Origin of the sequence: Avibacterium volantium, assembly GCF_900635775.1 — a bacterium.
Lineage (GTDB): Bacteria > Pseudomonadota > Gammaproteobacteria > Enterobacterales > Pasteurellaceae > Avibacterium > Avibacterium volantium.
This window is the reverse complement of sequence record NZ_LR134167.1, coordinates 1566546-1593065: the sequence shown is the minus strand read 5'-3', so window position 1 is coordinate 1593065 and position 26520 is coordinate 1566546. Positions and strand designations below refer to the sequence as shown.

General features: G+C 42.2%; 28 protein-coding genes. 13 read left to right on the top strand and 15 right to left on the bottom strand.

Going from position 1 to position 26520, the window contains the following annotated elements; genetic code table 11:
* Positions 1 to 19 precede the first annotated feature (19 nt).
* Genes dolP through ELZ61_RS07660 form a run of 4 tightly spaced genes read right to left on the bottom strand, consistent with a single transcriptional unit; the run spans position 20 to position 3341 of the window.
* Entirely contained in the window at positions 20 to 613 is a 594-nt protein-coding gene (gene dolP / locus ELZ61_RS07675; protein WP_126372655.1) for a division/outer membrane stress-associated lipid-binding lipoprotein, read from the bottom strand.
* 39 nt (positions 614 to 652) lie between these two features.
* Complete coding sequence (locus ELZ61_RS07670) at positions 653 to 1237, bottom strand: D-sedoheptulose-7-phosphate isomerase (RefSeq protein WP_115249812.1); 585 nt, start codon at positions 1235 to 1237, stop codon at positions 653 to 655.
* 15 nt (positions 1238 to 1252) lie between these two features.
* The gene (locus tag ELZ61_RS07665; protein ID WP_103852552.1) at positions 1253 to 1615 is read right to left on the bottom strand and encodes a YraN family protein; all 363 of its coding nucleotides are present in this window, start codon (positions 1613 to 1615) and stop codon (positions 1253 to 1255) included.
* Between the two features lies 1 nt (position 1616).
* Positions 1617 to 3341, bottom strand: a complete 1725-nt coding sequence (locus ELZ61_RS07660; RefSeq protein ID WP_126372653.1) for a penicillin-binding protein activator — start codon at positions 3339 to 3341, stop codon at positions 1617 to 1619.
* A gap of 75 nt (positions 3342 to 3416) precedes the next feature.
* On the opposite strand from ELZ61_RS07660, the gene rsmI reads away from it, so the two are divergent.
* The 10 genes from rsmI to cra all read left to right on the top strand — a co-directional run bounded on the left by rsmI (position 3417) and on the right by cra (position 13795).
* Entirely contained in the window at positions 3417 to 4259 is an 843-nt protein-coding gene (gene rsmI, locus ELZ61_RS07655; RefSeq protein WP_126372651.1) for a 16S rRNA (cytidine(1402)-2'-O)-methyltransferase, read from the top strand.
* 92 nt (positions 4260 to 4351) lie between these two features.
* The gene (locus ELZ61_RS07650) at positions 4352 to 4975 is read left to right on the top strand and encodes an L-threonylcarbamoyladenylate synthase (protein WP_115249807.1); all 624 of its coding nucleotides are present in this window, start codon (positions 4352 to 4354) and stop codon (positions 4973 to 4975) included.
* Between the two features lie 44 nt (positions 4976 to 5019).
* Positions 5020 to 6042 (top strand): 23S rRNA pseudouridine(2605) synthase RluB, encoded by a 1023-nt coding sequence (rluB, locus tag ELZ61_RS07645; RefSeq protein WP_126372649.1) that lies wholly within the window; start codon positions 5020 to 5022, stop codon positions 6040 to 6042.
* Positions 6043 to 6104: 62 nt separating this feature from the next.
* On the top strand, positions 6105 to 7076 hold the full coding sequence (gene cysB, locus ELZ61_RS07640) for an HTH-type transcriptional regulator CysB (protein ID WP_103852545.1): 972 nt from the start codon (positions 6105 to 6107) through the stop codon (positions 7074 to 7076).
* Between the two features lie 112 nt (positions 7077 to 7188).
* Entirely contained in the window at positions 7189 to 8130 is a 942-nt protein-coding gene (locus tag ELZ61_RS07635) for a 2-hydroxyacid dehydrogenase (RefSeq protein WP_126372647.1), read from the top strand.
* Positions 8131 to 8200: 70 nt separating this feature from the next.
* Entirely contained in the window at positions 8201 to 9391 is a 1191-nt protein-coding gene (locus ELZ61_RS07630; RefSeq protein WP_126373637.1) for a lipoprotein-releasing ABC transporter permease subunit, read from the top strand.
* A 73-nt stretch (positions 9392 to 9464) separates the two neighbouring features.
* Entirely contained in the window at positions 9465 to 10154 is a 690-nt protein-coding gene (gene lolD, locus ELZ61_RS07625) for a lipoprotein-releasing ABC transporter ATP-binding protein LolD (RefSeq protein ID WP_126372645.1), read from the top strand.
* Positions 10155 to 11408 carry a lipoprotein-releasing ABC transporter permease subunit LolE gene (lolE, locus tag ELZ61_RS07620; RefSeq protein WP_126372643.1) on the top strand — a complete coding sequence of 418 codons (1254 nt, stop codon included), beginning with the start codon at positions 10155 to 10157 and terminating at the stop codon, positions 11406 to 11408. It begins immediately after the preceding gene.
* A gap of 133 nt (positions 11409 to 11541) precedes the next feature.
* Complete coding sequence (gene aroG, locus ELZ61_RS07615; protein ID WP_126372640.1) at positions 11542 to 12627, top strand: 3-deoxy-7-phosphoheptulonate synthase AroG; 1086 nt, start codon at positions 11542 to 11544, stop codon at positions 12625 to 12627.
* Between the two features lie 181 nt (positions 12628 to 12808).
* Positions 12809 to 13795 carry a catabolite repressor/activator gene (cra, locus tag ELZ61_RS07610; RefSeq protein ID WP_126372638.1) on the top strand — a complete coding sequence of 329 codons (987 nt, stop codon included), beginning with the start codon at positions 12809 to 12811 and terminating at the stop codon, positions 13793 to 13795.
* Here the strand turns inward: cra and ELZ61_RS07605 are convergent.
* Positions 13792 to 14499, bottom strand: coding sequence for a SanA/YdcF family protein (locus tag ELZ61_RS07605; RefSeq protein WP_422386234.1), 708 nt, complete (start codon positions 14497 to 14499; stop codon positions 13792 to 13794). The genes cra and ELZ61_RS07605 overlap by 4 nt on opposite strands.
* A gap of 176 nt (positions 14500 to 14675) precedes the next feature.
* On the opposite strand from ELZ61_RS07605, the gene metX reads away from it, so the two are divergent.
* Positions 14676 to 15755, top strand: a complete 1080-nt coding sequence (gene metX, locus ELZ61_RS07600) for a homoserine O-acetyltransferase MetX (RefSeq protein WP_126372636.1) — start codon at positions 14676 to 14678, stop codon at positions 15753 to 15755.
* A gap of 66 nt (positions 15756 to 15821) precedes the next feature.
* On the opposite strand, the gene ELZ61_RS07595 is transcribed toward metX, so the two are convergent.
* From ELZ61_RS07595 to rsxA, 8 genes are read right to left on the bottom strand one after another with little or no spacing between them, the layout of a single operon-like run.
* Positions 15822 to 17189: a sodium-dependent transporter gene (locus tag ELZ61_RS07595; RefSeq protein ID WP_126372634.1), complete on the bottom strand. Its 1368-nt coding sequence runs from the start codon at positions 17187 to 17189 to the stop codon at positions 15822 to 15824.
* Between the two features lie 8 nt (positions 17190 to 17197).
* Entirely contained in the window at positions 17198 to 17833 is a 636-nt protein-coding gene (nth, locus tag ELZ61_RS07590; RefSeq protein ID WP_126372632.1) for an endonuclease III, read from the bottom strand.
* A 5-nt stretch (positions 17834 to 17838) separates the two neighbouring features.
* Complete coding sequence (locus ELZ61_RS07585) at positions 17839 to 18531, bottom strand: electron transport complex subunit E (protein WP_126373634.1); 693 nt, start codon at positions 18529 to 18531, stop codon at positions 17839 to 17841.
* A 56-nt stretch (positions 18532 to 18587) separates the two neighbouring features.
* A complete protein-coding gene (gene rsxG, locus ELZ61_RS07580) occupies positions 18588 to 19214 on the bottom strand; it encodes an electron transport complex subunit RsxG (RefSeq protein WP_126372629.1) in 627 nt (208 codons plus the stop codon).
* Positions 19215 to 19217: 3 nt separating this feature from the next.
* Positions 19218 to 20291 (bottom strand): electron transport complex subunit RsxD, encoded by a 1074-nt coding sequence (gene rsxD, locus ELZ61_RS07575; RefSeq protein WP_126372627.1) that lies wholly within the window; start codon positions 20289 to 20291, stop codon positions 19218 to 19220.
* A gap of 9 nt (positions 20292 to 20300) precedes the next feature.
* A complete protein-coding gene (gene rsxC, locus ELZ61_RS07570; RefSeq protein WP_126372625.1) occupies positions 20301 to 23090 on the bottom strand; it encodes an electron transport complex subunit RsxC in 2790 nt (929 codons plus the stop codon).
* On the bottom strand, positions 23090 to 23686 hold the full coding sequence (gene rsxB, locus ELZ61_RS07565; protein ID WP_126372623.1) for an electron transport complex subunit RsxB: 597 nt from the start codon (positions 23684 to 23686) through the stop codon (positions 23090 to 23092). Before rsxB ends, rsxC begins: the two co-directional genes overlap by 1 nt.
* A 1-nt stretch (position 23687) precedes the next feature.
* The gene (gene rsxA / locus ELZ61_RS07560; protein WP_126372621.1) at positions 23688 to 24269 is read right to left on the bottom strand and encodes an electron transport complex subunit RsxA; all 582 of its coding nucleotides are present in this window, start codon (positions 24267 to 24269) and stop codon (positions 23688 to 23690) included.
* A gap of 198 nt (positions 24270 to 24467) precedes the next feature.
* Between rsxA and ELZ61_RS07555 the strand changes: the two genes are divergently transcribed.
* The gene (locus ELZ61_RS07555) at positions 24468 to 24653 is read left to right on the top strand and encodes a hypothetical protein (RefSeq protein WP_103852530.1); all 186 of its coding nucleotides are present in this window, start codon (positions 24468 to 24470) and stop codon (positions 24651 to 24653) included.
* Complete coding sequence (locus tag ELZ61_RS07550; RefSeq protein WP_126372619.1) at positions 24643 to 24936, top strand: type II toxin-antitoxin system RelE/ParE family toxin; 294 nt, start codon at positions 24643 to 24645, stop codon at positions 24934 to 24936. The genes ELZ61_RS07555 and ELZ61_RS07550 overlap by 11 nt, the downstream gene beginning before the upstream one ends.
* Here ELZ61_RS07550 and ELZ61_RS07545 read toward each other — a convergent pair.
* Positions 24925 to 25830 carry a TIGR01777 family oxidoreductase gene (locus ELZ61_RS07545; protein WP_126372617.1) on the bottom strand — a complete coding sequence of 302 codons (906 nt, stop codon included), beginning with the start codon at positions 25828 to 25830 and terminating at the stop codon, positions 24925 to 24927. The genes ELZ61_RS07550 and ELZ61_RS07545 overlap by 12 nt on opposite strands.
* Entirely contained in the window at positions 25830 to 26297 is a 468-nt protein-coding gene (argR, locus tag ELZ61_RS07540) for a transcriptional regulator ArgR (protein ID WP_126372616.1), read from the bottom strand. The genes ELZ61_RS07545 and argR overlap by 1 nt, the downstream gene beginning before the upstream one ends.
* Positions 26298 to 26520 lie beyond the last annotated feature (223 nt).

The window sequence follows — 26520 nt, the reverse complement described above, 5'->3', positions numbered from 1 at the left end:
CACCGCACTTATTATTAGATTAATTCAAGTATTTAAACACTTTCACTACTTTCACCACGCCTGAAACATTACGGGCGACTTCTGCTGCGGCATCGGCTTGTTGTTGGGAGAGGTTGCCCATTAGGAATACTTCGCCATTTTCGGTGATCACTTTTACATCTGTGGATTTTACTCCTGAATTGACGAAGAGTTTGGATTTGATTTGGGTAGTGATCCAGCTGTCTTTGCTGATTTGTCCAAGGGAGATTGGTGAGCCGACACGCAGTTCGTTATAAACTTCGGAAACGTTATCGACGCCTTTAGCAAGCCCTGTGGCAATTTCTTTTAAACTTTCATTTGGTACTTGCCCGATAAGTAAGATTCTTCCGCTATATGAAACCACATTGATGCGAGCTTCGCTATCCAGTTGTTGATCTTTATTAATGGCGTGTAAAACTTTTTCTTCAAGGGTTTCGTCATCAACCTGTGTTCCTACTGTTCTTGGATCGGTGGCAACTTTGGTTGCAACAGCTGTTGCCCCAACAATGCCTGCCACTGTGGCGCTAACACAGCCTTGTAGAACAAATGTAGTGCCGAGGATAAGGGCTAATTTTTTTAAATTCCTTGTTTTCATTAGTTGTACTCCTTTTGATTATCTATAAAGGGTTGAGATCTATGAATGAGAAAAAAGAGAATGATCAATTAACTCACAAATTGTATTAATAATAAATAGATGATGTTCCAAAATACGGCTTTCTTTTACCGTTGGGGCGGTGATTTCTAAATCCTGTTCGGTGAGAAAGCCTTGAATATGATCATTATTCGCGCCTGTTAATGCTATGACACTAATTTCTTTATTTAGTGCGGAATTAATTGTATCTAGCACCATTTCTTCATTGCCAAAAGGGGAAAATACCACCAGCAGATCTCCTTGTTGTGCCACTGCGTTGAATTGGCGTTGGTAGAATTGTTGCTTGGGGCGATCGGCAATAATTGCTGATCCAATGGCGTTATCCAAGCTTAATAACACGGAAGGAAAGCTCGGTCTTTCTAGCTCATAGCGATTGAGTAAATTCGCCACCAGAAACTGCGCATTGGCGTAAGATCGTCCTTGCCCACAGACGATAATTTTATTGCCACGCAATAGGCAGGCGACAATGTTTTGCACCGCTTGAAAAATGGCATTAGGCAATAAGCTCGAAGCAGAAATCTGGGTTTGTATGCTTTCGCTGTAAAGATCTTTTATTTTATCTAACATTGTGATTTATCAGGCTTATTCATCAAGAAAATTAGGAATCCACTGTAAGTCTTGTATTGTATTACCAAATGCTACTAAGTCAAAACGGCAATCGGTATCTTCTAGGCTGCAATCTTGTTTTGCCAGCCACATATTGGCGGCATCTAGCCATTTTTGCTGCTTTTGCCAATCTACACTTTCCACGGCTGAGCCAAAAAAATCATTTTTTCTTTGCCGCACTTCAACAAAAACAATAGTTTCGCCATCTTGCATAATTAAATCCAGTTCACCGCATTTAAAATGCTGGTTGGCGGCAATAAATTTTAGCCCTTTAGATTGCAAAAAAAGGCGAGCTTGTTGCTCAAAGCTCGCCCCTTGCTGACGTTTGGATTTAAACATATTAATTGCTTAATACTTCCACTGACGCATTTTGGTATTGATACCACGTCATATCACGTTCGATATTACAATTCGGGCCAGCGCTTAATTTACCAGTTAAACCGTTAATGTTGAAGCCTGGAACTTGGCGTAACTCATTGAATTGGTTGATCAATAACCACGCGTCTGCGCCCATTGCATATAAACGCATTAAGGAATAATCCCCATTGGTAAAGCCTGCCACTTTTTTGTATTGTGCAGAATCCACATCTTTAAAGAATGGAATATCACTAAATTCTAATCCATTCATTAATAAGCGATATTCAGGCGTATTATTTGATGAATTGCTGCGTGAACTTGCAAATAATTTCAAGTTAATGTTGCTGTTATCAATCGCCATTTTAATATCACTAAGCTGATTGTTTGTTGCCACAATATATAAGGCTTGAATATTTTGGTTTAAGCCTGATTGTAGCGTGTAAGTGATGTCATCAGCACTATTGTAGAATTTGATATTGGCATCTGTACCTGAAAGCTGTTGCCAGCGAGTATTAAATGCAGAAGCGGTGCGGCGACCAAGATCGCTTTGCGGCACAATAATAAATGGATTTTGAATACCTTGATCCCAAATACGATTCGCCGCAGATTCTGCTTCATCTTCAGGGGCTAATCCGTAATAGCAAAGCTGACCAATGGCACGAGAATTTGCTGTTGAGTTTAAGGTAAGCACATTTAGCCCTTGTAATAAATCAGGGCGGTTAGTCAATTTATCCACATTTTGCTTTAATAATGGACCAACAACGGTACTAATGCCTTCAAGTTTCGCTTGCTCAATGATGCTTTCCACTGGCGTAGCAAGGGTATCAAACACTTTCACTTGAATGTCTGAACCGCCTCTTGCATCATCAAAACCACGCTTAATGGTGCTACCAATGATCTGCGCATCACCACTTAATGGCAGAAGTAGGGCAACTTGGTTTAACTGCGTTTGTTGGAAGTTAAATAGCCCTTGTAATTCCGTTGGGAAAAGATAACTGGCGCTATGTCTTGGATAAGCCGCTTTCCAGCTTTGTAAGGCTTGGCTTAATTGGGCTGGGTGATTTAAGTTATCGTTGTAGGCTTTAGTTAATGCTAACCAACCACCTAAAGCAGCACTGCCTTCCGCCGATGTGTTGTTAATTAAACCACGGTTTGCATTGCGTAATAATGCCCAAGTGCGGTCATTATTTTCTTGTTTTCTTTGTGTGTCGGTTAATAGAGAATCAATTTGAATACGCGCTTTTACGGCATTCATAATTTGATTACGATTTTTTGCCACGCGCGCAACCACTTCATAGTAACGTGCTTTTTGCGAAGGGCTTAATAAAGCAAGATCAATCGCTTTTAAACGTGTGTCGGCGGCTTTATTATTGCCTTTCACAGCAGCGATATGGGCCTCAATGATAGCTTTATCAAGCAGCTGTTCTTCATTAAGATCGTTTAATTCTGCTAACATTGCTTGCGCTTGCGGGATTTTATTCTCACGCACCAACACACGCGCAGCAAGCAATTTGTAAGTTTGTTGATCTTCAAGATTTTGTGTACGTTGAATTTGATTGATGTAATATTCCGAACTGGCATTTGCATCGTTTTTCAGCACACTTGTAAAGCTGTTACCGAACAAATTGGTACAGCCCGCCAAAACCAATGCAAATAAAAAAGGCATTAATCGATTTTTTAAATTAATGCGTTGTAATAGAATAGTCATAATTACTCCGTTGTTGAAAACAATCTCGGGGATCTTACTTATCTCAATAATTAAAATCAAATAAAAGAAGTAAAAATGGACAATTTAACTGGAATTTTATATATCGTGGCAACGCCCATTGGCAATTTGCAAGACATTAGCCAACGCGCATTACAGGTGTTGGAACAAGTGGATTTAGTCGCCGCAGAAGATACGCGCCATAGTGGTTTATTGCTGAGTCATTATGGCATTAAAAAGCCTTTTTTTGCCTTGCACGATCATAATGAGCAACAAAAAGCCGATATTCTGTGCGAAAAACTATTGCAAGGCACAACGATCGCCTTAGTTTCCGATGCAGGTACGCCACTGATTAGCGATCCAGGCTTTCATCTGGTGAGAAAATGTCGCCAAGCTGGGATTAAAATTGTGCCAATTCCAGGCGCTTGTGCCGCAATAGCAGGGCTTTGCGCCTCAGGCATTGCTTCCGATCGTTTTTGTTTTGAAGGCTTTCTGCCTGCCAAATCCAAAGCCCGTTGCGATAAATTGGAAAATCTCGCAAAAGAAGACCGCACTTTGATTTTCTATGAATCCACCCACCGCATTTTAGATTGCCTTGCGGATATGGAAAAGGTATTTGGCGCAGAGCGTTATGTGGTGCTAGCACGCGAGCTGAGCAAAACTTGGGAAACCATTCACGGTGATGAAGTCGGCGCATTACGCCAGTGGGTGAGTGAAGATCCAAACCGCAGCAAAGGCGAAATGGTGCTGATTGTAGAAGGCAATGTAAACAGCGAAGCAGAAAGCTTTTCCCCCGAGGCCATTAAAGCCCTAACTCTTATCGCCAAAGAACTCCCGCTCAAAAAAGCCGCCGCGATTGTCGCAGAGCTTTATGGCTATAAGAAAAATGCGTTGTATCAATTTGGGTTGGAGAATTTGTAAGTTTATTTTAGATAAATTTATTTTCCCCTAACCCTATAATCAACGGGGAATTTCGGTATAATGCCCAAGTTAATGATGACAGGATAAAGGTTATGAGCCAATTTTTTTATATACATCCAGAAAATCCGCAGCCGCGTTTGATTAATCAAGCGGTGGATATTTTGAAACAAGGTGGGGTGATTGTTTACCCAACGGATTCAGGTTATGCCTTGGGTTGTATGCTCGGCGATAAGCACGCAATGGATCGCATTGTGCAAATTCGCCAACTGCCAGAAAATCATAATTTCACCCTTGTGTGTAGCGATTTATCAGAACTTTCAACCTACGCCACGGTGAACAATATGGCGTATCGACTGATTAAAAATAACACACCAGGGCGTTACACCTTTATTCTCACTGCCACCAAAGAAGTGCCACGCCGTTTGATGACATCAAAACGCAAAACCATTGGCTTGCGTGTGCCAGATAATCAAATCGCACTCGCTTTACTAAATGCCTTAGGCGAGCCGATTTTATCTTGCTCTTTGATGTTGCCGGGGGAAGAATTTATTACGCAATCTGATCCAGAAGAAATTCGCGATCGTTTAGAACATCAAGTGGATTTAATTATTAACGGTGGCTATTTAGGGCAAGAGCCAACAACTGTGGTGGATTTAACCGACAACACGCCAGTGATTTTGCGTGAGGGAAGCGGTTCAACTACGCCATTTATTTAATCTTTTCAAACTGTTAGACGCTTGGGAAAGCGACAAGAGGAAATATGAAAACAACATCTTATTCACAACGCAATGCCGCCAAGGGAACGCGTTTTGCTGAAAAAAATAACACAGAAAGAAAACGTACAGACAAGCCTTTCGTATCAAATGTAGAAAGTAAAGAAAAAAGTGCGGTAAAAAAGACCGCACTTTCTGCCACTCATAAAGTGGAAGGGGAAAAATTACAAAAAGTGTTAGCGCGCGCAGGACAAGGATCTCGCCGTGAAATTGAAGCGATGATCGCTGCCAACCGAGTGAGCGTAAACGGTAAAATGGCAACACTGGGCGATCGTGTTGTGGTGAACGCGAATTTAAAAATCCGCATTGACGGGCACGTTGTAAATTTACAACAAGCACAAAAAGAAGTGTGTCGCGTGTTGATGTATTACAAACCTGAGGGCGAACTTTGTACTCGCCACGATCCAGAAGGGCGCGCCACCGTGTTTGATCGTTTGCCGCGCTTAACTGGATCACGTTGGATTGCGGTAGGACGCTTGGATATTAACACCTCTGGCTTATTGCTGTTTACCACAGACGGCGAATTAGCAAACCGCTTAATGCACCCAAGCCGTGAAGTGGAGCGTGAATATTCCGTGCGCGTTTTTGGTCAGGTGGACGAAGCAATGATCGCCCGTTTACGCAAAGGCGTGCAGTTAGAAGATGGGCCAGCCAATTTCAAAGCCATCAAGCCAATGGGCGGACAAGGAATGAACCAGTGGTTTGACGTTACCCTAATGGAGGGGCGTAACCGTGAAGTTCGCCGCTTATGGGAATCGCAAGGCATTCAAGTGAGCCGTTTGATCCGCATTCGTTACGGCAATATCAAATTAATGAAAACCTTACCACGCGGTGGTTGGGAAGAAATGGATCTCACCAATGTGAATTATCTGCGCGAATTGGTGGGGCTTGAGCCAGAAACCCAAAGCAAATTAGACGTTACCAAACAACGCAGACGTGCCAAAACTGGGCAAATCCGTCGTGCGGTGAAACGTTATGCGGATATGAATAAACGTTACAAAAAAGCTTAAAAATTCTATAAAAAGCCTAAAAATTCCATAAAAAAGCACCGCACTTTGATCAAGGAGTGATGATGAAAATTCAGCAATTACGTTATATCGTTGAAATCGTAAATCAAAATTTGAATGTAACCGAAGCGGCAAATACCTTGTTTACCTCGCAGCCAGGGATCAGTAAACAAGTGCGGTTGTTGGAAGATGAATTAGGCTTAGAGATTTTTGAGCGTAATGGTAAACATATCAAAGCTCTTACCCCAGCGGGTAAAAAAATTGTTGCGATTGCACGCGAATTATTGGTGAAAACACAAAGTATTAAGGCCGTGGCAGATGAATATACGCAGCCTAATCACGGCGTGTTACGCATTGCCACCACCAACACGCAGGCGCGTTATATGCTGCCTTCTGTGGTAGAGCGTTTTTCCAAGAAATATCCCGATGTGAGCTTGCATATTCATCAAGGTTCGCCAACGCAAATTTATGACGCGCTGCTTTCTGGCGAAGTGGATTTGGCGATCACCACGGAAGCGCAATATTTATTTGATGACTTGGTGCTATTGCCTTGTTATTTATGGAATCGTTCTGTGATCGTTAAAAACGATCATCCCTTGGCGCAATGTCAAAATCTGACGATTGAAGAACTGAGTAAATATCCCCTTGTTACCTATACCTTTGGTTTTACTGGCGTTTCTGATTTGGATTATGCTTTCAACAGTGCAGGACTATTGCCGAATATTGTGTTTACCGCCACCGATGCTGATGTCATCAAAACCTATGTGCGCTTAGGCTTAGGCGTGGGGATTATGGCTTCAATGGCGCATACGCCAGAAGATAAAGATCTGGTAGCAATCGATGCCAGCCATATTTTCCGTTCCAGTATGACGCAAATTGCTTTCAAACATAGCATTTTTTTACGCAATTATATGTACGATTTTATCAATATGTTTTCACCGCACTTAACCCGCCCAATGGTGGAGCAAGCGGAGCGTTTGCACGATAACAACGCGGTGAAAAAATTATTTGATGATATTGTGTTGGAAGTGCGGTAGTTTTTTTGTAACAATTAGTTAACTTATAGGATAAAATCACTTATATTTTATTACTCCCCCTGATGAATTTTTGCAGATAGGGCATATCCCTAACATAGATAAGGAGCATTTTATGAAAATTGTTTTTCTTGATAGCACAGCCATTCCAAAACACATTCCTATTCCACGCCCTAACTTTGAACATCAATGGGTGGAATATGAGCATACTTCGCCTGAACAAACTATTGAGCGCGCGAAAGATGCGGATATTGTGATTACGAGCAAAGTCGTGTTTGATCGTGAAACAATGAAACAGCTCCCGAACTTAAAATTGATCGCAATTACCGCCACAGGTACAAATAATGTGGATTTAGAGGCGGCGAAAGAGTTAGGCATCGCAGTGAAAAATGTGACAGGCTATTCTTCTGTTACTGTGCCTGAACACGTTTTAGGGTTAATTTTTGCTTTAAAACACAGTTTAATGAATTGGTATAAAGATCAGCTCAGCGCCAAATGGGCGGATAGCAAACAGTTTTGTTATTTTGATTACCCGATCACCGATGTGAAAGGTTCAACCTTAGGTGTTGTGGGCAAAGGTAATCTTGGTAAAGAAATTGGTCGTTTAGCCGAAGCGCTAGGAATGAAGGTGATTTATGCAGAACGCAAAGGCGCGACAACAGTGCGTGAGGGCTATTTACCTTTTGAGCAAGTGTTGCAAGAAGCGGACATTGTTACCCTACATTGCCCTTTAACGCCTGAAACCACCAATTTGATCAACGCCGAAACATTAAAATTAATGAAGCCAACGGCATATTTAATCAACACAGGGCGCGGGCCTTTAGTCGATGAAAAAGCCTTAGCAGAAGCGTTAGAAAATGGCACAATCGCAGCCGCGGCTTTAGATGTGTTAGTGAAAGAGCCGCTTGAGAAAGATAACCCACTTATCCAAGCGGCAACGCGTTTACCAAATTTAATCATCACCCCACACGTTGCTTGGGCATCTGATGGTGCGGTGGAAATTTTGGTGAAAAAAGTAACACAAAATATGGAAGAGTTTGTCGCAACAGGCAAATAATGTTGTGTTATGATTGAATTTCCCCTGTTTAGCAGGGGAAATCTGTTATTTAACCTGTTAAAAATTAATGATGAATTTACCGATTTCTTTATTTATTGCCCTGCGTTATTGGCGAGCGAAAAGTGCGGATCGCTTTGGACGATTAGTTACCAACCTTGCTATGATGGGCATAGTGCTGGGCATTATGGCATTAATTATCGTGCTTTCGGTAATGAACGGTTTAGAAAATCAGCAAAAAAAACAAGTGCTTTCCACCATTCCCCACGCCATAATTATGCCAAAGTCAGGCCATTTATCCCGTGAAGCACCAACACCGACAATGCCAGCTTTTGTGCAGCGCGCCATTCCGATTAACACCACTAATGTGATTTTACAAGCACCACAAGGCGTGAGTGCAGGGCAAGTGATAGGTATTCAACATTTTTCTGACGATCCCTTATTGAGCCATTTTCAACCCCAATCTTTTGAGCAATTATTACCCGCAGGCGAATTTAAATTGGTAATGGGATCGCAATTAGCGCAAAAATTACATTTACAAATTGGCGATAAAGTCCGTTTAATGATCACGGAAAACAGCCAATATACGCCCTTTGGTCGTGTGCCTGTGCAACGCTTATTTACCATTAGCGATATTTATTTTGCTTCAGGGCAAAATGACAGCAACGCCGTATTTGCCAATCTTTCCGATATTGGCAGATTGATGCGTATTGGCCCACAGCAAATGCAAGGTTATCGCTTATTTTTACGCGATCCTTTTGATATTACCGAACTTCCTAACTATTTCAGTGCCGATGAATGGCAGATAGCCGATTGGCGTAGCCAAAAAGGGGAGTTTTTCCAAGCGGTAAAAATGGAAAAAAATATGATGGGCTTGTTGATTAGCCTGATTATTGTGGTCGCCATTTCAAATATTATCACGTCGCTCAGCTTAATGGTGGTGGATAAACAAGGGGAAATTGCCATTTTGCAAACCCAAGGGTTGAATAAATCGCAAGTGCGCCGCCTGTTTATTTGGCAAGGGCTATTGGTAGGCATTAGTGGAACTTTGATCGGCACACTGCTTGGCGTGCTAACCACATTAAATTTAGATTCCATTATGGCGTGGTTTAGTGCAGAAAATATTCGTTTACCGACAGAACTAAATCTTTCACAGATTGTGATTATTGTTGCGGTATCCTTATTATTTTCTTTATGTTCAACGATTTATCCCGCTTACCGCGCGGCACAAATTGAGCCAGCAGAAGCCTTGCGCTATGAATAATGCGTAACAAAGTGCGGTGCTTTTTTACGAAATTTTTTACTACAAAGCGAAACAGAAAAACAACGAGAAAAGAATGACAGAGAAGCAAATTTTACTCAGCTGCCAGAATTTAACCAAAGTTTACCAAGAAGGGGAAAACCAAACACAAGTGCTAAAAGACGTTACTTTTTCAATGGAAGAGGGCGAATTGGTGGCGATTGTGGGCAGTTCTGGTTCGGGCAAAAGTACCTTGTTGCATACCCTAGGCGGCTTAGATCAGCCAACCAGCGGTGAAGTGTTCATTAAAGGACAATCTTTGCAAAAGGCGAGCGCTGATGAATTAGCGAAATTACGCAATCAATATATGGGGTTTGTCTATCAATTTCATCATTTAATGGCAGATTTTAGCGCACTAGAAAACGTGATGATGCCGATGTTAATTGGTAAGCAAAATCGTAGCGAGGCGCAAGACCGTGCAGAAAAAATGTTGCAGGCGGTGGGATTAGCGCATCGCATTAAGCATCGCCCTTTTGCGTTGTCTGGCGGTGAACGTCAGCGTGTCGCCATTGCTCGCGCGTTAGTGAATAACCCTGCTTTAGTGCTAGCTGATGAACCCACAGGGAATTTGGATCGAAAAACCACAGAAAGCATTTTTGAGCTTATTTTGAAATTAAACCAAGAGCAAAAGATTGCCTTTTTATTGGTCACGCACGATTTGCAGTTGGCGGAGAAACTTTCTCGCCGAATGGTGATGCAAGATGGTGTATTGTGTGGAGAAAGCTAGATGAACGCACCCTTTTTTATTAGCTGGCGTTATCAGCGTGGTAAGCAGAAAAATCGTTTGGTTTCACTGATTTCAATGTTTTCAACCCTTGGCATTGCCCTTGGTGTGATGGTGTTGATCGTGGGGCTAAGTGCGATGAATGGCTTTGAACGTGAGCTGAATAAACGCATTTTAGCGGTTGTGCCACACGTTGAAATCTCTGCTTATTCTGAACAGGGCGAGAGTACGCCAATAAAAAATTGGCAAAATTTAACCGCACTTTTAAAACAAGATCCTAGCGTGGTGGCGAGTTCCCCTTTTGTCAGTTTTACCGCTTTGGTAGAAAATGGCACAAAGTTAAAAGTGGTGCAGGTGAAAGGCATTGAAGCAGACAAGCAAGATCAAGTGAGTGCCTTAGGGCAATTTGTGCTTGGTGATGGTTGGCAGACATTTTCTCGTGAGGGAGGACTTGTGCTGGGATCGGGGATTGCCAAAGATCTCAATGTTAATGTTGGTGATTGGGTAACATTGTTGATTTCTCAATCTGACGGCACCAATAATTTTACCCAGCCAATAAGAGAACGCATACAGATTACGGGGATTCTGCGTCTTGATGGTCAGCTTGATCACAGTTATGCCTTAATTCCTCTCGCAACAGCGCAGCAATTCTTGGATTATTCCGCCGATGAAGCTACGGGTGTTGAGCTCAAAGTGCAACATCCTTTCGCCGTGCAACAACTGGATTACCCAACCTTGCAACAATATCCACAATTTTTGTCCGCGCAAAATTGGATTAGTAAATTTGGCTATATGTACCGCGATATTCAGCTTATTCGCACGGTGATGTATTTAGCAATGGTGCTAGTGATTGGCGTGGCGTGCTTTAATATTATTTCAACTTTGATTATGGCGGTGAAAGACAAGCAAGGCGATATTGCTATTATGCGTACCCTTGGCGCAAATGATGGCTTTATTAAGCGAATTTTTATTTGGTATGGCTTACAAGCTGGAATGAAAGGCTGTGTCATCGGGCTGCTGTTAGGCTGCGTAACGGCATTAAATCTCACCCAATTAATCAAAGGCATTGAATTTTTAATTGGCAGAAAACTGCTTTCAGATGGCGTGTATTTCGTGGACTTTTTGCCGAGTGAACTTCATTGGCAAGATATTGCGGTGGTCTTTGTGGTGGCATTAGTGCTAAGTTTGATCGCTAGTTTATATCCAGCAAGTCGCGCTGCAAAATTGCAACCTGCGCAAGTTTTAAGCAGTCATTAAGAATTTATCAATAATATTTTTAAACTAGTTTACTAGTACAAAAATGCGTGTTACATTGATACACAACGAAGTATTCGCAATGCGGATAAGCAAGTAATTATAAAATACAAACCAAGATGTAAGAGAGTGATGTATGACAAAAAGCAAAAATGACATTTATATTGCTAACGATGACACCCGAATTGGCAAAGTAGAGCAGGTGCTACCACCTATTGCGTTAATTGAAAAATATCCAGCAAGCGAAGTGGCGATCAACACCGTAAAAAAAGCTCGCCAACAAGCGCACAATATCATTCATCGCAAAGATGATCGTTTACTTGTCGTGATTGGGCCTTGCTCCATTCACGATCCAAAATCGGCTTTGGAATATGCACAACGCATCAAAGCAATGCGTGAGAAATATCAAGACAGCCTAGAAATTATTATGCGTGTTTATTTTGAAAAACCGCGTACAACCGTAGGTTGGAAAGGGTTAATCAATGATCCTTACCTAAACAACAGCTATGCACTCAATGATGGTTTACGAATCGCGCGAAAATTATTGTTAGATATTAATAACTTAGAAGTGCCAACCGCAGGCGAATTTTTGGATATGATTACACCACAATATGTGGCAGATTTTATGAGCTGGGGGGCAATTGGGGCAAGAACCACAGAATCGCAAGTTCACCGCGAATTAGCTTCAGGCTTGTCTTGTGCCGTAGGTTTTAAAAATGCCACCAATGGTGGTGTACGCATTGCTCTTGATGCCATCGGCGCAGCAGAAGCACCGCATTATTTCCTTTCTGTAACCAAATTTGGCCATTCTGCGATCGTTTCCACTAAAGGAAATGCAGATTGCCACATTATTTTGCGCGGCGGTGACAACGGGCCAAATTACAGCGAAAAAGATGTTAATGAAGTTTGCGAAAGCATCGAAAAGAGCGGTCGAATTCCGCACGTTATGGTGGATTTCAGCCACGCAAACAGCAATAAGCAATTCAAAAAACAATTAGAAGTTTGTGCAGATGTTTGTCAGCAAATTGCACAAGGCTCAAACCAAATCTTCGGCGTAATGATCGAAAGCCATTTAGTGGAAGGCAGACAAGATCTAGTAGAAGGCAAGGAATTAGTTTACGGACAAAGTATCACTGATGCTTGTATCGGCTGGGAAGACTCAGAATTGGTGCTGGAGCAACTTTCAAATGCGGTGATTGCCCGCCGTCGTGCCAACAGCTAATTTGATTTTTATAGAGAAAAGGCTGAATTGAAAAAATTCAGTCTTTTTTATGCTCAGCAGATGAGGTGATTTTTTGCGAGATAGATCAAATTTCGAGAATTTTCGCATAAAAATGACTGAAAATTTGGTGTTATAATTCACCGTACTTTAAAATTGAAATGGCATATTAAAAGGAGTTAATGTGAAATTAGACGAGCTAGCTAAACTTGCTGGGGTTTCCAGAACAACAGTAAGTTATGTGGTAAATGGCAAAGCAAAACAGTATCGAGTAAGCGATAAAACCATTGAAAAGGTACAATCGCTAATCAAGGAATATGATTTCAAACCTAACGCAATGGCGGCTGGGTTGAGGGCAGGGAAAACCAATACCATTGGGTTGATTATTCCTGATTTTGAAAATATGAGCTATGCGAGAATTGCTCATCAGCTTGAACAAAAGTTTCGTGAAAAAGGCTATCAGCTGTTGATTGCCTGTTCTAACGATAATCCAAATAATGAGATGGTTTGTGCCAAGCACCTTTTCCAACGCAAAATTGATGCGCTGATTGTTTCAACTTCCTTGCCAGCGGACAATTTGTTTTATCAGCAAAGTAAAGTGCCAGTTTTTGGTTTTGACCGTAAGATAAGTGGCGATAATGTGATCAATGTGCTCTCTGATGATAGAAATGATGCTTATCGTTTGGCGCAAGATTTGTTTAAACAGCAATCTTTTAACAATGTACTCTTTTTGGGCGCGTTACCTGAATTGCCAACCAGTAAAGAGCGTGAATTGGGATTTCGTCAGGCATTAAAAGAGCGGTCAGAAAATGCGGTAGAATTTCTTTATAGTGACCAATTCCACCGTGATTCTGCAGCGCAAACTTTTGAACAATGGCTTGTAACAAATTCGTTGCCAGATGCGTTATTTGTTACGTCTTTGACATTGTTACAGGGTATATTCCAAGTGCTACTAAGACAGCATAAAGGGATTCCACAGCAATTAGTGATTGCCACTTTTGGGGATCACGAAATGTTAGAATTGTTGGGCAATAAAACCCTATGTGCGGTGCAAGATCACAAGAAAATTGCCGATAAATTGCTTGATTTAGTGCTAGAACGGCTTAACCATAAATCAGAAAGCTTACCTGAACCAACAAAGGTATTGCGCGATTTGGTTTATCATTGTTAATCGGAGAAAGGCGGTGGCGGTAGCGGTTCTGGCTTGCCTAAAAAGTGCGGTTCTTTTTCCACAAGAAGATCCAATACCGCCTGTAAACGAGCAAAAAACTCACGGAAGCGCACAAAGGTATAGCCACTTGGGTATTCCGCCGCAAAGCAGATTGCGTCAATATTATGATATTTGGCAATGAATAAAGCCCGTTCACAATGAAAACGCTGTGTAATGATGGTGATAGAATGGGCTTTAAACACTTGATCAGCGCGGATCACGGAATCTAAGGTACGAAACCCTGCATAGTCCAAATACATAAATTCTTCTGGCACGCCCATTTTCTTCAAATCTTTGAACATAGTGCGTGGTTCGTTATATTCCACCGTGCGGTTATCTCCGCTAAGCAATAAATAATCCACTTTCCGTTCTTTAAATAGGTTATTCGCGGCTAATAGTCGATAAGAATAGAACAAATTTGGCGTATTTTTGCTGAAATATTTTGACGTGCCTAGCACTAAGCCATAAGGACGATAGGGCAGTTTTTTTATATCCGTATAAATACCTTGGCGAACGTAAAAGCCAATCGCTTGATCAACAAGCACAAGCAATAGTCCGCAAAGAAAAATGAGGAATAGGCAATACCGTAGAAATTTTCGAGGCAGAGCGTTAAACCACCGAAAAGAAAAAAGGTAACGGAAAAAGGATTTCAGCATAAAATTCATATTTTTTTACATCTTGAGCATCAAAATAATAAAAAATACTAGTAAATTCAAGTAAATTTATTCTAAAATACGTCTAGAAGTTTAGACGTCTAAAATTTCTTGACAAGGTATAGGGCTAAGGGTAGTTTATGTAGCCTACCTTGGCAAGATCGCATCAATGAAGTAATGGATAGGAAATGGCAGTACAAACAGCAACACTCTTTACACAAACACCGCTCAAACTTACCTTAGGTGGGGAACTTGGGCATATTGATGTTGCCTACCAAACCTATGGCAAATTGAATGCGGATAAAAGCAATGCGGTACTGATTTGTCACGCCTTAACCGGCGATGCTGAACCCTATAATGATGATCCTAATCAAGCAGGTTGGTGGCAAAATTTTATGGGAGAGGGCTTGGCGTTAGATACGTCAAAATATTTTTTCATTTGCTCTAACGTGCTAGGTGGCTGCAAAGGCACAACAGGACCTGCATCAATCAATCCACAGACACAAAAGCCTTATGGCAGCCAGTTTCCGCATATCCTTGTGCAGGATATTGTCAAGGTGCAAAAAGCCCTGATCGATTATCTTGAAATTCCCCATTTAAAAGGCATTGTTGGTGGTTCGTTCGGCGGAATGCAAGCCACTCAATGGGCAATTGATTATCCAGATTTTATGGATAATATCGTCAATCTTTGCTCTTCTCTTTATTTTAGTGCAGAAGCCATTGGGTTTAATCACGTTATGCGCCAAGCCATTATCACCGATCCTAATTTTAATAATGGCGATTATTATGACGGTGAACCGCCCTCGCAAGGGCTAGCAATTGCGCGAATGTTAGGAATGCTGACTTATCGCACCGATATTCAGCTAGCCAAAGCCTTTGGACGCGCCACGAAAGTAGAAGGGCAGTATTGGGGCGATTATTTCCAGGTGGAATCCTATCTCAGTTATCAAGGGCAAAAATTTCTCGACCGTTTTGATGCTAACAGCTATTTGCATTTGCTGCGCGCATTGGATTTGTACGATCCTGCGTTGGGTTATGAAAGTACAGAGCAGGCATTGTCGCGTATTAAGGCACGTTATACTTTAATTGGGGTGACTAATGATCAGCTTTTCAAAGCCGTGGACGTGAGAAAAAGTAAAGCAATGCTTGAACAAGCTGGCGTTGATTTGAGCTATCACGAATTCCCTTCCGATTACGGCCACGATGCCTTTTTGGTGGCTTATGATGCGTTTGAAACGCTAATTCGCAATGGATTAGAAAGCCATTAATTTAGCACATAGTGAAAAAATAAGGGGCTGAAAAAAATCAGCTCCTTATTTTTATAGGAAAACAGGTTAAATTAAATTACTCACAAAAATCACCAAAATAATCAATGGCACGACATATTTCACATAATTAAACCAAATTTTTGTGAAAGTGGAATTTGGTTTATTGGAAAGTTCTTTTTTAGCTTCGTCTTTAAGCACAAAGCCCACGAAAATGGCGCAGCCAAGTGCGGTGAGTAAAAAGAGAATATTTCCGCTCACATAATCAAAGGCGTCGAAAATGCTTTTGCCGAAGAAGGTGTAATCTTTCAGTAAGTTATCGCTCAAAATAGAAGGAATATTACCGAGCAAGAAAATGCCGCCAAGGGTTAAAGCAATGGCTTTTCCACGGCGCATTCTGAGCTTTTCTTGAAGTGCGGTGATAATGACTTCATAAATCGTGATAGAAGTAGTGAGCGCTGCAATCAGCAATAAACTAAAGAAGATAATGGCGAAAATTCGTCCTGCCCACATATGTGAGAATACAATTGGCAAACTTTGGAAAACCAGTGTTGGGCCTGCGTTCGGCTCAATGCCAAAGCTGAATAAAGACGGAAAAATCATAAAGCCCGCTAAAACCGCAATAACGGTATTGGTAAACCCTGTGATTACAGCGGTTTGCACTAAGTTTTCTTCCTTGCTGAGGTAGCTTGAAAGGGTGATTAGCACACCAAAACCTAAACTCAGAGCAAAGAAAACTTGGCCTAGCACCATAATAAATAACTGTGGTGTAATTTTAGAAAAATCAGGTTTGAGATAATAAATAATCCCTTCCGCCGCACCGGGTAAAGTGATGTTGCGGATCACCATTCCAATTAAAAACACAAACAGCAATGGCATTAAATATTTCACCGAACGCTCAATACCCCCGATAATCCCTTTAGCTAAAATCACATAGTTGATGGCCACAAAAATAAAGGTGTACAGGGCGATTTGGAGCGGACTATTACTGATGCTTTGTTCATAGAAGGTTTTGGCATAGTCTTTGCTGATGGTGCTAGAAATATCCAGACTGCCAGAAATCAGGCTGATAATATAATTCATCACCCAGCCGCCAAGCACCATATAATAAGCCATAATGCCGAACGCACCGAGCAAGCCCATATAACCAATGATTTTCCAATATTTTGAGTGGGGTTTGGCGGTGAGTTTATCTTCAAAGGCATCAATCGAATTTACACGCAAGCGGCGACCAATCACGTTTTCCACTAAGATCATTGGAATACCGATGACGATCATCGCAATGCAGAATAATAAAACGTATGCACCGCCACCGTTTTCTCCCACTAAATAAGGGAAACGCCACGTTGCACCAAACCCTACGGTTGCGCCAGCGACAGTCATAATATAGGTTAATCGGCTTGACCAAGTTTGTCGTTCAGATTTTTTTGTTTTCATAAACTACCTTAATTTTCAGTTTTGTCTTTGTATTCACAAAGATCTTCAATAATACAAGAACCGCAACGTGGCTTGCGCGCAATGCAGGTGTAACGTCCGTGCAAAATGAGCCAATGATGCACATCGACTTTAAATTCTGCTGGCACAACCTTGAGTAATTTTTCTTCCACTTGCAACACGGTTTTACCGGGGGCAAAGTTGGTGCGATTGCAGACGCGGAAAATATGCGTATCCACCGCAATAGTCGGCTGACCAAAGGCGGTATTTAACACCACATTCGCGGTTTTGCGCCCAACCCCTGCTAAGGCTTCAAGTTCTTCACGGGTTTGGGGAATTTCGCCATTGTGTTTTTCAATCAGATCACGGCAGGTTTTAATAATATTTTCCGCTTTGCTATTAAATAGCCCAATGGTTTTGATATAGCTCTTTAAGCCGTCTAACCCCAGATCTAAAATCGCTTGTGGAGTGTTCGCTACAGGGAACAGTTTCGCCGTGGCTTTATTCACCCCTTTATCTGTGGCTTGCGCAGACAAAATCACCGCAATCAATAATTCAAAGGGCGAATTATAATTTAATTCTGTTGTGGGGTGGGGATTTTGATCCCGCAGTCGAGTTAAGATTTCAATGCGTTTTTGTTTATTCATTGTGTTTATTGTTTTTTATTATCAATTAAGTTTTTCATCGCCAAAATTAGCCCTAAACCAAGGAATGCCCCTGGGGGGAGAATAGCGAGCAAAAAGCTACTGTTTAGCTCAAAAAGGTTTAAATGTAACGCCGTTGCCCAGTTGCCGAGCAGGTTTTCCATTCCCATAAACAGTTTGCCCGTGCCTAACACTTCACGAATTGCGCCTAGCACAAACAAGCTGAATGCCATTCCCACGCCCATAGCAAAGCCATCAAAGAGCGAAAGCAATACGCCATTTTTTGACGCAAAGGCTTCCGCGCGGCCAATGACAATACAGTTTGTTACAATCAAAGGAATGAAGATCCCTAAGGATTGATAAAGCGTATAAGTGTAGGCATTCATAATCAGCTGCACAATAGTTACCGTGGTGGCGATAATCATCACATAAATAGGAATACGAATGGCGTGCGGAATATGCTTGCGGAACAACGAAACCACCACATTGGTACAGATTAATACCGCAATAGTGGCAATGCCCAAACCAAGGGCGTTGGTTGCCGAGCTAGACACCGCAAGTAGCGGACAAAGTCCCAACAGTTGCACAAGAGCGGGGTTATTATGCCAAAAACCTTGTTTAAATAATTCGCTCCATTGGCTTTTTAGCCCAGTTGGCACGCTTTGTTGCGGTTGTTGTGGTTCAATGGAGGCCAAATCCATTGCAGTTTCTGATGTATGCTCTAAAGTGCGGTGGTTTTTTTCGTGATTTTCTTGCATTAGTTTTGCTCCTGTTTCACCGCGTTATTATTCATTTGTTGCAATAATGGCAAGGCTGAACGCTTGGTTTGATTGACGATAGCGCGCGGTGTAATGGTTGCGCCAGTAAATTGATCGAATTTACCGCCATCTTTTTTTACCGCCCAATCATTGAGATTATCAGCACTGATTTTTTGTTGATTAAAGCCCTGCACCCAATCAGAAATACGCAGTTCAATTTTATCACCTAAGCCCGGGGTTTCTTTGTGTTCAAGCACGCGCAAACCTAGCACTTCGCCCTGTGGTGTAATCCCTACCAGAAAGCGAATATTGCCTGAATAGCCATCTGGCGCAATGGTTTCATAAGCATAAGCCACAGGCTGATGATTTTTCTCTGCGATACAAATTTTCTCAATGCGTAAGGTTTTGGCTTCAGCAAAATCAGGCTGAGAGCAACTGGCGAGCAAATCATTATCGTAACTTTGCGGTGGAATAATTTGCGCAAGTAATTCCGCTTGTTGTTTGGCGATGGCTTGCTCAATAGGGGCTTTCGTTAAGAAATACACAGCGGTAGAAAGTGCGGTGCAAATTAACGCAATAATGCCCAAGATCACGCCATAACGGGTACTAATTTTTACCGTTTGCATTGCTTATTTCCTTTTGTATCCAGCCACGCGCGGGCGAGTGTAGTGATCAATCAGTGGCACACAAATATTTGCCAGTAACACAGCAAATGCCACGCCATCAGGGTAGTTGCCATTAAAGCGAATTAGGCACACAAGCAAGCCCACAATCGCACCGAAAATCAGTTTTCCTTTTGGCGTGATTGAAGATGTGACAGGGTCGGTGGCAATATAAAATGCGCCGAACATTGTTGCTCCACTAAACCACTGCCATAAAGGGCTTGGTGCATAAGAAGAAGTAAGCCAGTGAATACCGCTTACCAGTAACATTGTGGCTAAAAAGGCGGTAGGAATTTGCCAATGAATAATTTTCTTCCAAATTAGGAAAACACCGCCAAGTAAAAAGAAAAGATTGATTTGCGCCCAACCTAAACCAAGATTGAGTTCACTCTCAAAAGGCATTACTTCGACAAAAATAGGGGATTGATTAATTTCGCTTATCGCCATATTAATTTTGCTTGCGGTTTTGACGGAATCCAATGGTGTGGCTTGGGTAATCCCATCAATGGAATTGGCTAATTGATGCAGGCTGAAGCCGTCCGTAGTAATGCCGTGGAAAATCAGCTGATAAGCATCTTGCAAGCTAGGTGGCTCATTTAATAACGCCACGGGCGGCAGCCAAGCCGTCATTTGCACAGGGAAAGAAATGAGCAACACCACATACCCCACCATTGCAGGGTTAAACAGATTTTGCCCCAAGCCACCGTAAACGTGCTTGCCTAAAATGACCGCGCAGAATGTCCCGATCAAAATCACCCAATAAGGTGCGTAAGGTGGGATCGCCATTGCGAGCATTAATGCCGTTAGCACCACGCTGAAATCACTGATATAAAACAGGTTTGGCTTTTTGCGTAAGCGCGTAACCATAAATTCCAACACTAACGCAAGGGAAATGGCGAGCAGGCTTTGAATTAACACACCAAAACCAAAATAATAAACTTGTGCGCCCAATGCAGGCAACATTGCCAACGCAACCCACAGCATAATACGAGCAGTCAATTTGCCCGAGTGGGTGTGTGGCGAACTCATCATTTTAAACATTGCTAAACCTTATTCTTTTTCTTGGGATCGATTTTCTTTTGCTTGTTTCTTCGCTTTTGCCCGTGCAATCGCTGCAGCAATAGCCGCTTTTTTCGGATCAAGTGCGGTGGAATTTTCTGGCGTTTTTTCTTTTGTTTTTTCGACCGCACTTTGGGTTTCCACTTGTTCGGCTAAACTTTGATTTTCCACATTTTTCTCTGCGGAATTTGCAGATTGAGCTGTATCGTTCTGAGCTTGCTTTTTGGCTTTTGCTCGAGCAATGGCTGCAGCAATAGCGGCTTTTTTCGGATCAAGCGCGGTGGAATTTTCTTGCGTTTTTTCTTTTGTTTTTTCAGCCGCACTTTGGGTTTCTGCTTGTTCGGCTACCCCTTGATTTTCCACACTCTTTTCCGCTGGGATTACAGGTTGTTCCGTACCATTCTGAGCTTGCTTTTTGGCTTTCGCTCGAGCAATGGCCGCAGCGATTGCGGCTTTTTTCGGATCAAGCGCGGTAGAATTTTCTTGCGTTTTTTCTTGTGTTTTTTCGACCGCACTTTGGTTTTCCACTTGTTCGGCTAAACCTTGATTTTCCACACTATTCTCAGCTGAGCCTGAAGATTGAACTGTATCGTTCTGAGCTTGTTTTTTCGCTTTCGCTCGTGCAATGGCCGCAGCGATTGCGGCTTTTTTCGGATCAAGCGCGGTGGAGTTTTCTTGCGTTTTTTCTTTTGTTTTTTCGACCGCACTTTGGTTTTGAGCTTGTTCGGCTACACCTTGATTTTCCACGCGCTTCTCTGCGGAATTTGCAGATTGAACCGTGCTGTTCTGAGCTTGTTTTTTTGCTTTTGCTCGTGCAATGGCTGCAGCGATTGCCGCTTTTTTCGGATCAAGTGCGGTGGAGTTTTCTTGCGTTTTTTCTTGTGTTTTTTCAGCCGCACTTTGGCTTTGAGCTTGTTCGGCTACACCTTGATTTTCAACAGGTTTTTCTGCTGAACTTGCAGGTTGAACTGTGCCGTTCTGAGCTTGTTTTTTGGATTTCGCTCGAGCAAGTGCGGCTGCGATAGCAGCTTTCTTAGGATCGGGATTTGCATCAAGTGCGGTGCGATTTTGCCCAGTATTTTGCGCTGAGTTTTCTTGCGGTTGATCTGCGGACGTTGCATTTTCTTGTTCAGCTTGTTGGCGAGCTAAGCGGCGTGCTTTGCGTTGTGCCATAATGTCGGAATTATCTGGTTGCAGCTGGCCTTTCTCGTCCACAAAAGTTTTTACATTTAGGCTTTCGCTGTCGCTTTGTTTTTTCGCTTTTAAACGTTCTAATGCGGCTTGAACAGGATCAACGCCTTTCTGTTTGGCGATTTCTTCACGGCGAGCTTCAGCGGCACGTTGGGTACGCGCTTTGCGGGCTTGTTCTTCTTTTTCTAAACGCGCTTGGCGTGCCTCGAAACGTAATTTCGCTTCGTGGGATTTTTGCGCTTGTTCTTTGATTTCCCAAATTTTTGCTTTTTCTTGACGGAAATATTGAATAAGCGGAATGTGGCTCGGGCAAACATAAGCGCATAAGCCACATTCAATGCAATCTTGCAGGGCATATTGTTCGGATTTTTGGTGATCTTCACTGCGCGCGAACCAATATAGCTGCTGCGGCATTAAATGCACAGGGCAAGCGTCTGAGCAAGCAGAGCAGCGAATGCAGGCTTGCTCAGGCTCGGGTTCAGCATACTCAAAATGATCAGGGGCAAGCAAACAGTTAGTGACTTTTGTTACAGGTGCGTTGAGATTGGGCAAAATAAAGCCCATCATTGGCCCCCCCATAAACACGGGGAAACGTGCGTCATATTGATAACCCACTTGCTGCAACAGGGCGGAAATCGGCATGCCAAAGCGAACCAAAAGATTGCCTTTGTGTGGGATTTTATCACCTGTCAGCGTAACCACGCGTTCAATTAACGGTTCGTCATTGATTACCGCTCTTTTGATCGCAAACGCCGTGCCGACATTGTGCATTAGCACGCCAATGCTGGAAGAACGTTGACCGCTCGGTACTTCAATGCCTGTTAGCACTTGGATAAGCTGTTTTGCCGCACCTGAAGGATATTTGGTGGGAATCACGCGAATCTCAATATCATTAGCCCCTTTTAAGGCGTGTTTAAGGGCTTTCACCGCCTTGGGTTTGTTGTCCTCAATGGCAATAACCACTTTTTCAGGGCGTAAAATATAGCGTAAGATGCGTATTCCTTCGATGATCTCTTTCGGACGATCTTGCATTAAGCGATCATCACAGGTGATGTAAGGTTCACATTCTGCACCATTGATAATCAGCAGTTTTACTTTATTTTCTGCCGATTGAATTTTAGCCGCAGTTGGGAATACCGCACCGCCTAAGCCAGCAATGCCGGCGTGATAAATTTTTTCGATAAGCTGTTCTGGTGTTTGGCTCAGGAAATCCTCAATCGGGTGCTGTTTACGCCATTCATCTTTACCGTCTGCCTGAATTTGAATGGTTAGTTCAGGTAAACCAGAGGGGTGAGCGGCAATATAAGGCGCAATTGCCGTGATAATGCCTGAAGTTGGCGCGTGGACAGGCAAATTGCGTAAGCCTTCCCCCTGCGTTAATGGCTGACCTTTTAGCACTTTATCCCCAACGTTCACTAGCAGATTTCCAGCATTACCAGCGTGCTGTTTAACCGGAACATAGTAGGTTTCCACCAGATCCGCTGGGCGAATAGGTGTGTGATTTGATTGAGATTTCATTTCAGGTGGATGAATGCCACCAGAGAAATCCCATAATTTACCGGAATTAAAATTGGTTAATACATCAGCCATTATTTTTCCGCTCCCTGATTATCCGTGCTGCTTGCAGTAATCTCTACCACGGGAATGGTTAAGCTGGGATCGAATTTCCAATCCCAATGATCAATGTCTTGTTCTATTTTTATCATTGAAATGCAATCTGTTGGGCAAGGGGCAACGCAGAGTTCGCAGCCTGTGCAAAGATCAGGAATTACCGTGTGCATTGCTTTATTTGTGCCAATAATGGCATCAACAGGGCAGGCCTGAATACATTTGGTGCAACCAATACACATATCTTCGTGGATAAATGCCACTTTTGGCGCATTATCTTCTTCATCAAAATCCGTTGCAGGCACGTCCACGCCTAATAGATCGGCGATTTTAACGACAAGTGGTTGACCACCGGGAACGCATTTGGTAATCACATCGCCTTGTGCAATGGCTTCGGCATAAGGCTTACAACCGGGGTAACCGCATTGTCCGCATTGGCTTTGCGGTAGTAGGGCATCAATTTTTTCTACGATAGGATCGGCTTGTACTTTTAATTTGATGGAAGCTAAGCCTAAAATCGCACCAAAAATCAAAGCAAGTACGCTAATAGCGAGAAGAACATAATATAAGGTTGTCATTTTACACTCTCACTATGCCAGCAAAGCCCATAAAGGCAAGGGACATTAATCCTGCGGTGATTAAGGCGATAGACGCACCACGGAAAGGCATTGGCACATCGGCGGCGGCAAGGCGTTCACGCAGGGCGGCAAATAGCACTAAAACAAGGGAAAAACCAAGGGAAGCCCCAAAACCGTAAATCACAGATTGGGTTAAATTATGGGCTAAATTGACGTTTAATAAGGCCACGCCTAACACTGCACAGTTGGTGGTAATCAGTGGCAAAAATACACCGAGTAAACGATAAAGGGTTGGGCTGGTTTTATGAATTACCATTTCGGTAAATTGCACCACCACGGCGATCACTAAAATAAACACTAAGGTGCGTAAAAAATTGCCATTAAATGGCGTGAGCAAATAGCGATCAATCAAATAGGAGCAAAGGGAAGCAACGGTTAGCACAAACATTGTGGCAAGTCCCATTCCAATGGCAGTTTCGATTTTTTTCGATACCCCCATAAAAGGACAAAGCCCTAGGAATTTCACTAGGACAAAGTTATTGATAAGTGCGGTGCTAATAATTAATAAAATATAGTCAGTCATTAGTTTATTACCCTTGCTTTCATTACCTTGTTATGATTTTTATATGCTCGAAAGCCAAGTTGTCAGAAAAAATCTAGCTTGCTATTATCCTAGTTTCTGGCAGGGATAACAATAGAAAATTTTAGGTAGATGTTGAATTTACAATGATTATGGCGTAGGCTTACATTGTATTTTATCTATTCAATAGAGGAAAAGAAAATGTTAAAAGAAGCTGGTTATGATGAGTTTTTGGCAGAGCGCATTGCCGAGGGCGAGGCTGCTTTGGCGCGCGGTGAATATATGAGCCTTGAAGAATGGAAAAAGCATACTGATGAATTGCTAAAACGAAAAGCGTTAGAATTAGAAATGTTAGAACGCGAGGAGCTTTTGGAGTATGCCAGTTAAGCCTATGCGGATTTCTCCTTCTGCAATGTCAAATATTCAGGAGATTTTTGATAGTGTAGCTGATTACACGGGATCAGTAAAAAGTGTAAAAAAATTACAAACAGAATTTTTCCGTACCTTTGAGTTGCTTTCACGCATTCCCAAAAGTGGAAAACAAATTGGAAATGGGCGAAGACAAGTTTTTTGTCGCCATTACCGTATTGTTTATCGTGAATATGACGATCGTGTTGAGATTATTACGGTTATTCATTCTCGCCGAAAATATCCCCTTTTATCTTCTTAAATTTTTTTCTAAGAACGCCGAAAAACTTTCCACTTGAAATTCAAATCCTGCTTCAATTAGGCGTGCTGACTTAATGCGTTGGCTGTCTAATAATAATTGTGAGCGATCACCTAAAACCCAACGTAATATAAAGGCTGGCACATTGGCGAAATGAGGACGTTTAAGGAAATTGCCTAACTGCTGGTTGAAATCTTGATTGGTGATGGGCTGTGGGGCAGTAAGATTGAACGCACCTTTGCATTGTGGGTTTTCCAATAAAAATAAAATCCCTGCGATCATATCTTGCAAGCTAATCCAAGCCCAATATTGTTTACCACTGCCGAGTTTTCCACCTAATCCTAAACGATATAACGGCAACATTTTACTTAATGCACCGCCATTTGGACTCATCACCATTGCGGTGCGTAATAAGCAAACGCGGGTGTTGGCTTGCATTGCCGCGGCTTCCCACTGTTGGCAAAGTTGTGCAGGAAATGCTGTGTCAGCGGGAGTGCTTTCATCAATCCAATGATCTTGGTGATCACCATAGAAACCTGTGGCAGAGCCTGAGATAAAGGTGTGCGGTGGGTTCTCACTTTGATTAATAAGTGCGGTCAAATTTTGCGTTAAATTTACTCGGCTAGCAAAAAGTTTAGCTTTTTGTTTGGCTGTCCAGCGATGCGCGAAAATCGGTTCGCCAGCTAAATTAATCACCGCATCAAACTCATCGAGATTCTTCAATGAGGCAAGATTATCAATTTGTTGTATTTGTTGTTGTATTTGGCTTATTTCGCTTGGAAAACGCTCAGGCTGAACGTTACGTGTTAAAAGGCAAATGCGATGTTGTTTGGTGAGCAGTTGTGGGAGAAGAGCTGAACCAATCAGCCCTGTGCCGCCGGTGAGTAAAATGTTCATTATAGGCTAGTTTCAAATAATTCTTGCACACGTTGCATTAAATCTAAAATTGTTGTGCCTGAAGTTGGCGTGATAAAAATGGTGTCGTCCCCTGCGATTGTGCCAAGAATACCATCTGCTTTGCCTACCGAATCTAATAAGCGCGCGATAAGTTGTGCTGCACCGGGACTGGTTTTTACTACGATTAAAAAGTCGTTATGGTCTATGTCTAACACTAAATTTTTTAATGGACTGCTAGAGGTTGGCACGCTTAATTCCGCGGGTAAACAATAGACCATCTCCATTCGGCTGTTACGTGTGCGAACGGCACCAAATTTAGTGAGCATTCGGGAAACTTTAGATTGATTAATATTACTAAAACCAAGCTGTTGCAAGGAGTTTACAATTTCCCCTTGTGAACCAAAACGCTCTTGTGCTAAAAGTTCTTTAAACGCTGTCGTTAAATTATCAGGTTTTTCTGTTTTCATTGTATTTAGGATTGATTTTTAAGCTAGAGTTGAAAATATTAGCAAGAATTGTGCATAAAAATTCAATTTTTAGCAAGTTTTAAAAGTCATAATAGAAAGGAAATGCAACAATTTTAAAATAAATTTTTTAAAAATTTGAATTAGATCTCACTATTGAATTTCTCTGTTTGAATTTGCTTAGTGATAAGTCTAAAATCAAAACAAATTGATTTATAACCCAAAA

What these genes read in the sequence shown, in the direction of transcription:
- ELZ61_RS07670 (WP_115249812.1), bottom strand. Translation starts at nt 1,237, where the DNA reads ATGTTAGATAAAATAAAAGATCTTTACAGCGAAAGCATACAAACCCAG.
- ELZ61_RS07545 (WP_126372617.1), bottom strand. Translation starts at nt 25,830, where the DNA reads ATGAACATTTTACTCACCGGCGGCACAGGGCTGATTGGTTCAGCTCTT.
- rluB (WP_126372649.1), top strand. Translation starts at nt 5,020, where the DNA reads ATGAAAACAACATCTTATTCACAACGCAATGCCGCCAAGGGAACGCGT.
- ELZ61_RS07585 (WP_126373634.1), bottom strand. Translation starts at nt 18,531, where the DNA reads ATGGATTTGGCCTCCATTGAACCACAACAACCGCAACAAAGCGTGCCA.
- cysB (WP_103852545.1), top strand. Translation starts at nt 6,105, where the DNA reads ATGAAAATTCAGCAATTACGTTATATCGTTGAAATCGTAAATCAAAAT.
- dolP (WP_126372655.1), bottom strand. Translation starts at nt 613, where the DNA reads ATGAAAACAAGGAATTTAAAAAAATTAGCCCTTATCCTCGGCACTACA.
- ELZ61_RS07605 (WP_422386234.1), bottom strand. Translation starts at nt 14,499, where the DNA reads ATGAATTTTATGCTGAAATCCTTTTTCCGTTACCTTTTTTCTTTTCGG.
- rsxC (WP_126372625.1), bottom strand. Translation starts at nt 23,090, where the DNA reads ATGGCTGATGTATTAACCAATTTTAATTCCGGTAAATTATGGGATTTC.
- ELZ61_RS07555 (WP_103852530.1), top strand. Translation starts at nt 24,468, where the DNA reads ATGTTAAAAGAAGCTGGTTATGATGAGTTTTTGGCAGAGCGCATTGCC.
- ELZ61_RS07635 (WP_126372647.1), top strand. Translation starts at nt 7,189, where the DNA reads ATGAAAATTGTTTTTCTTGATAGCACAGCCATTCCAAAACACATTCCT.
- nth (WP_126372632.1), bottom strand. Translation starts at nt 17,833, where the DNA reads ATGAATAAACAAAAACGCATTGAAATCTTAACTCGACTGCGGGATCAA.
- ELZ61_RS07660 (WP_126372653.1), bottom strand. Translation starts at nt 3,341, where the DNA reads ATGACTATTCTATTACAACGCATTAATTTAAAAAATCGATTAATGCCT.
- argR (WP_126372616.1), bottom strand. Translation starts at nt 26,297, where the DNA reads ATGAAAACAGAAAAACCTGATAATTTAACGACAGCGTTTAAAGAACTT.
- metX (WP_126372636.1), top strand. Translation starts at nt 14,676, where the DNA reads ATGGCAGTACAAACAGCAACACTCTTTACACAAACACCGCTCAAACTT.
- rsxD (WP_126372627.1), bottom strand. Translation starts at nt 20,291, where the DNA reads ATGTTTAAAATGATGAGTTCGCCACACACCCACTCGGGCAAATTGACT.
- lolE (WP_126372643.1), top strand. Translation starts at nt 10,155, where the DNA reads ATGAACGCACCCTTTTTTATTAGCTGGCGTTATCAGCGTGGTAAGCAG.
- ELZ61_RS07630 (WP_126373637.1), top strand. Translation starts at nt 8,201, where the DNA reads ATGAATTTACCGATTTCTTTATTTATTGCCCTGCGTTATTGGCGAGCG.
- rsxB (WP_126372623.1), bottom strand. Translation starts at nt 23,686, where the DNA reads ATGACAACCTTATATTATGTTCTTCTCGCTATTAGCGTACTTGCTTTG.
- ELZ61_RS07650 (WP_115249807.1), top strand. Translation starts at nt 4,352, where the DNA reads ATGAGCCAATTTTTTTATATACATCCAGAAAATCCGCAGCCGCGTTTG.
- ELZ61_RS07550 (WP_126372619.1), top strand. Translation starts at nt 24,643, where the DNA reads ATGCCAGTTAAGCCTATGCGGATTTCTCCTTCTGCAATGTCAAATATT.
- ELZ61_RS07665 (WP_103852552.1), bottom strand. Translation starts at nt 1,615, where the DNA reads ATGTTTAAATCCAAACGTCAGCAAGGGGCGAGCTTTGAGCAACAAGCT.
- rsxA (WP_126372621.1), bottom strand. Translation starts at nt 24,269, where the DNA reads ATGACTGACTATATTTTATTAATTATTAGCACCGCACTTATCAATAAC.
- aroG (WP_126372640.1), top strand. Translation starts at nt 11,542, where the DNA reads ATGACAAAAAGCAAAAATGACATTTATATTGCTAACGATGACACCCGA.
- ELZ61_RS07595 (WP_126372634.1), bottom strand. Translation starts at nt 17,189, where the DNA reads ATGAAAACAAAAAAATCTGAACGACAAACTTGGTCAAGCCGATTAACC.
- rsmI (WP_126372651.1), top strand. Translation starts at nt 3,417, where the DNA reads ATGGACAATTTAACTGGAATTTTATATATCGTGGCAACGCCCATTGGC.
- lolD (WP_126372645.1), top strand. Translation starts at nt 9,465, where the DNA reads ATGACAGAGAAGCAAATTTTACTCAGCTGCCAGAATTTAACCAAAGTT.
- rsxG (WP_126372629.1), bottom strand. Translation starts at nt 19,214, where the DNA reads ATGCAAACGGTAAAAATTAGTACCCGTTATGGCGTGATCTTGGGCATT.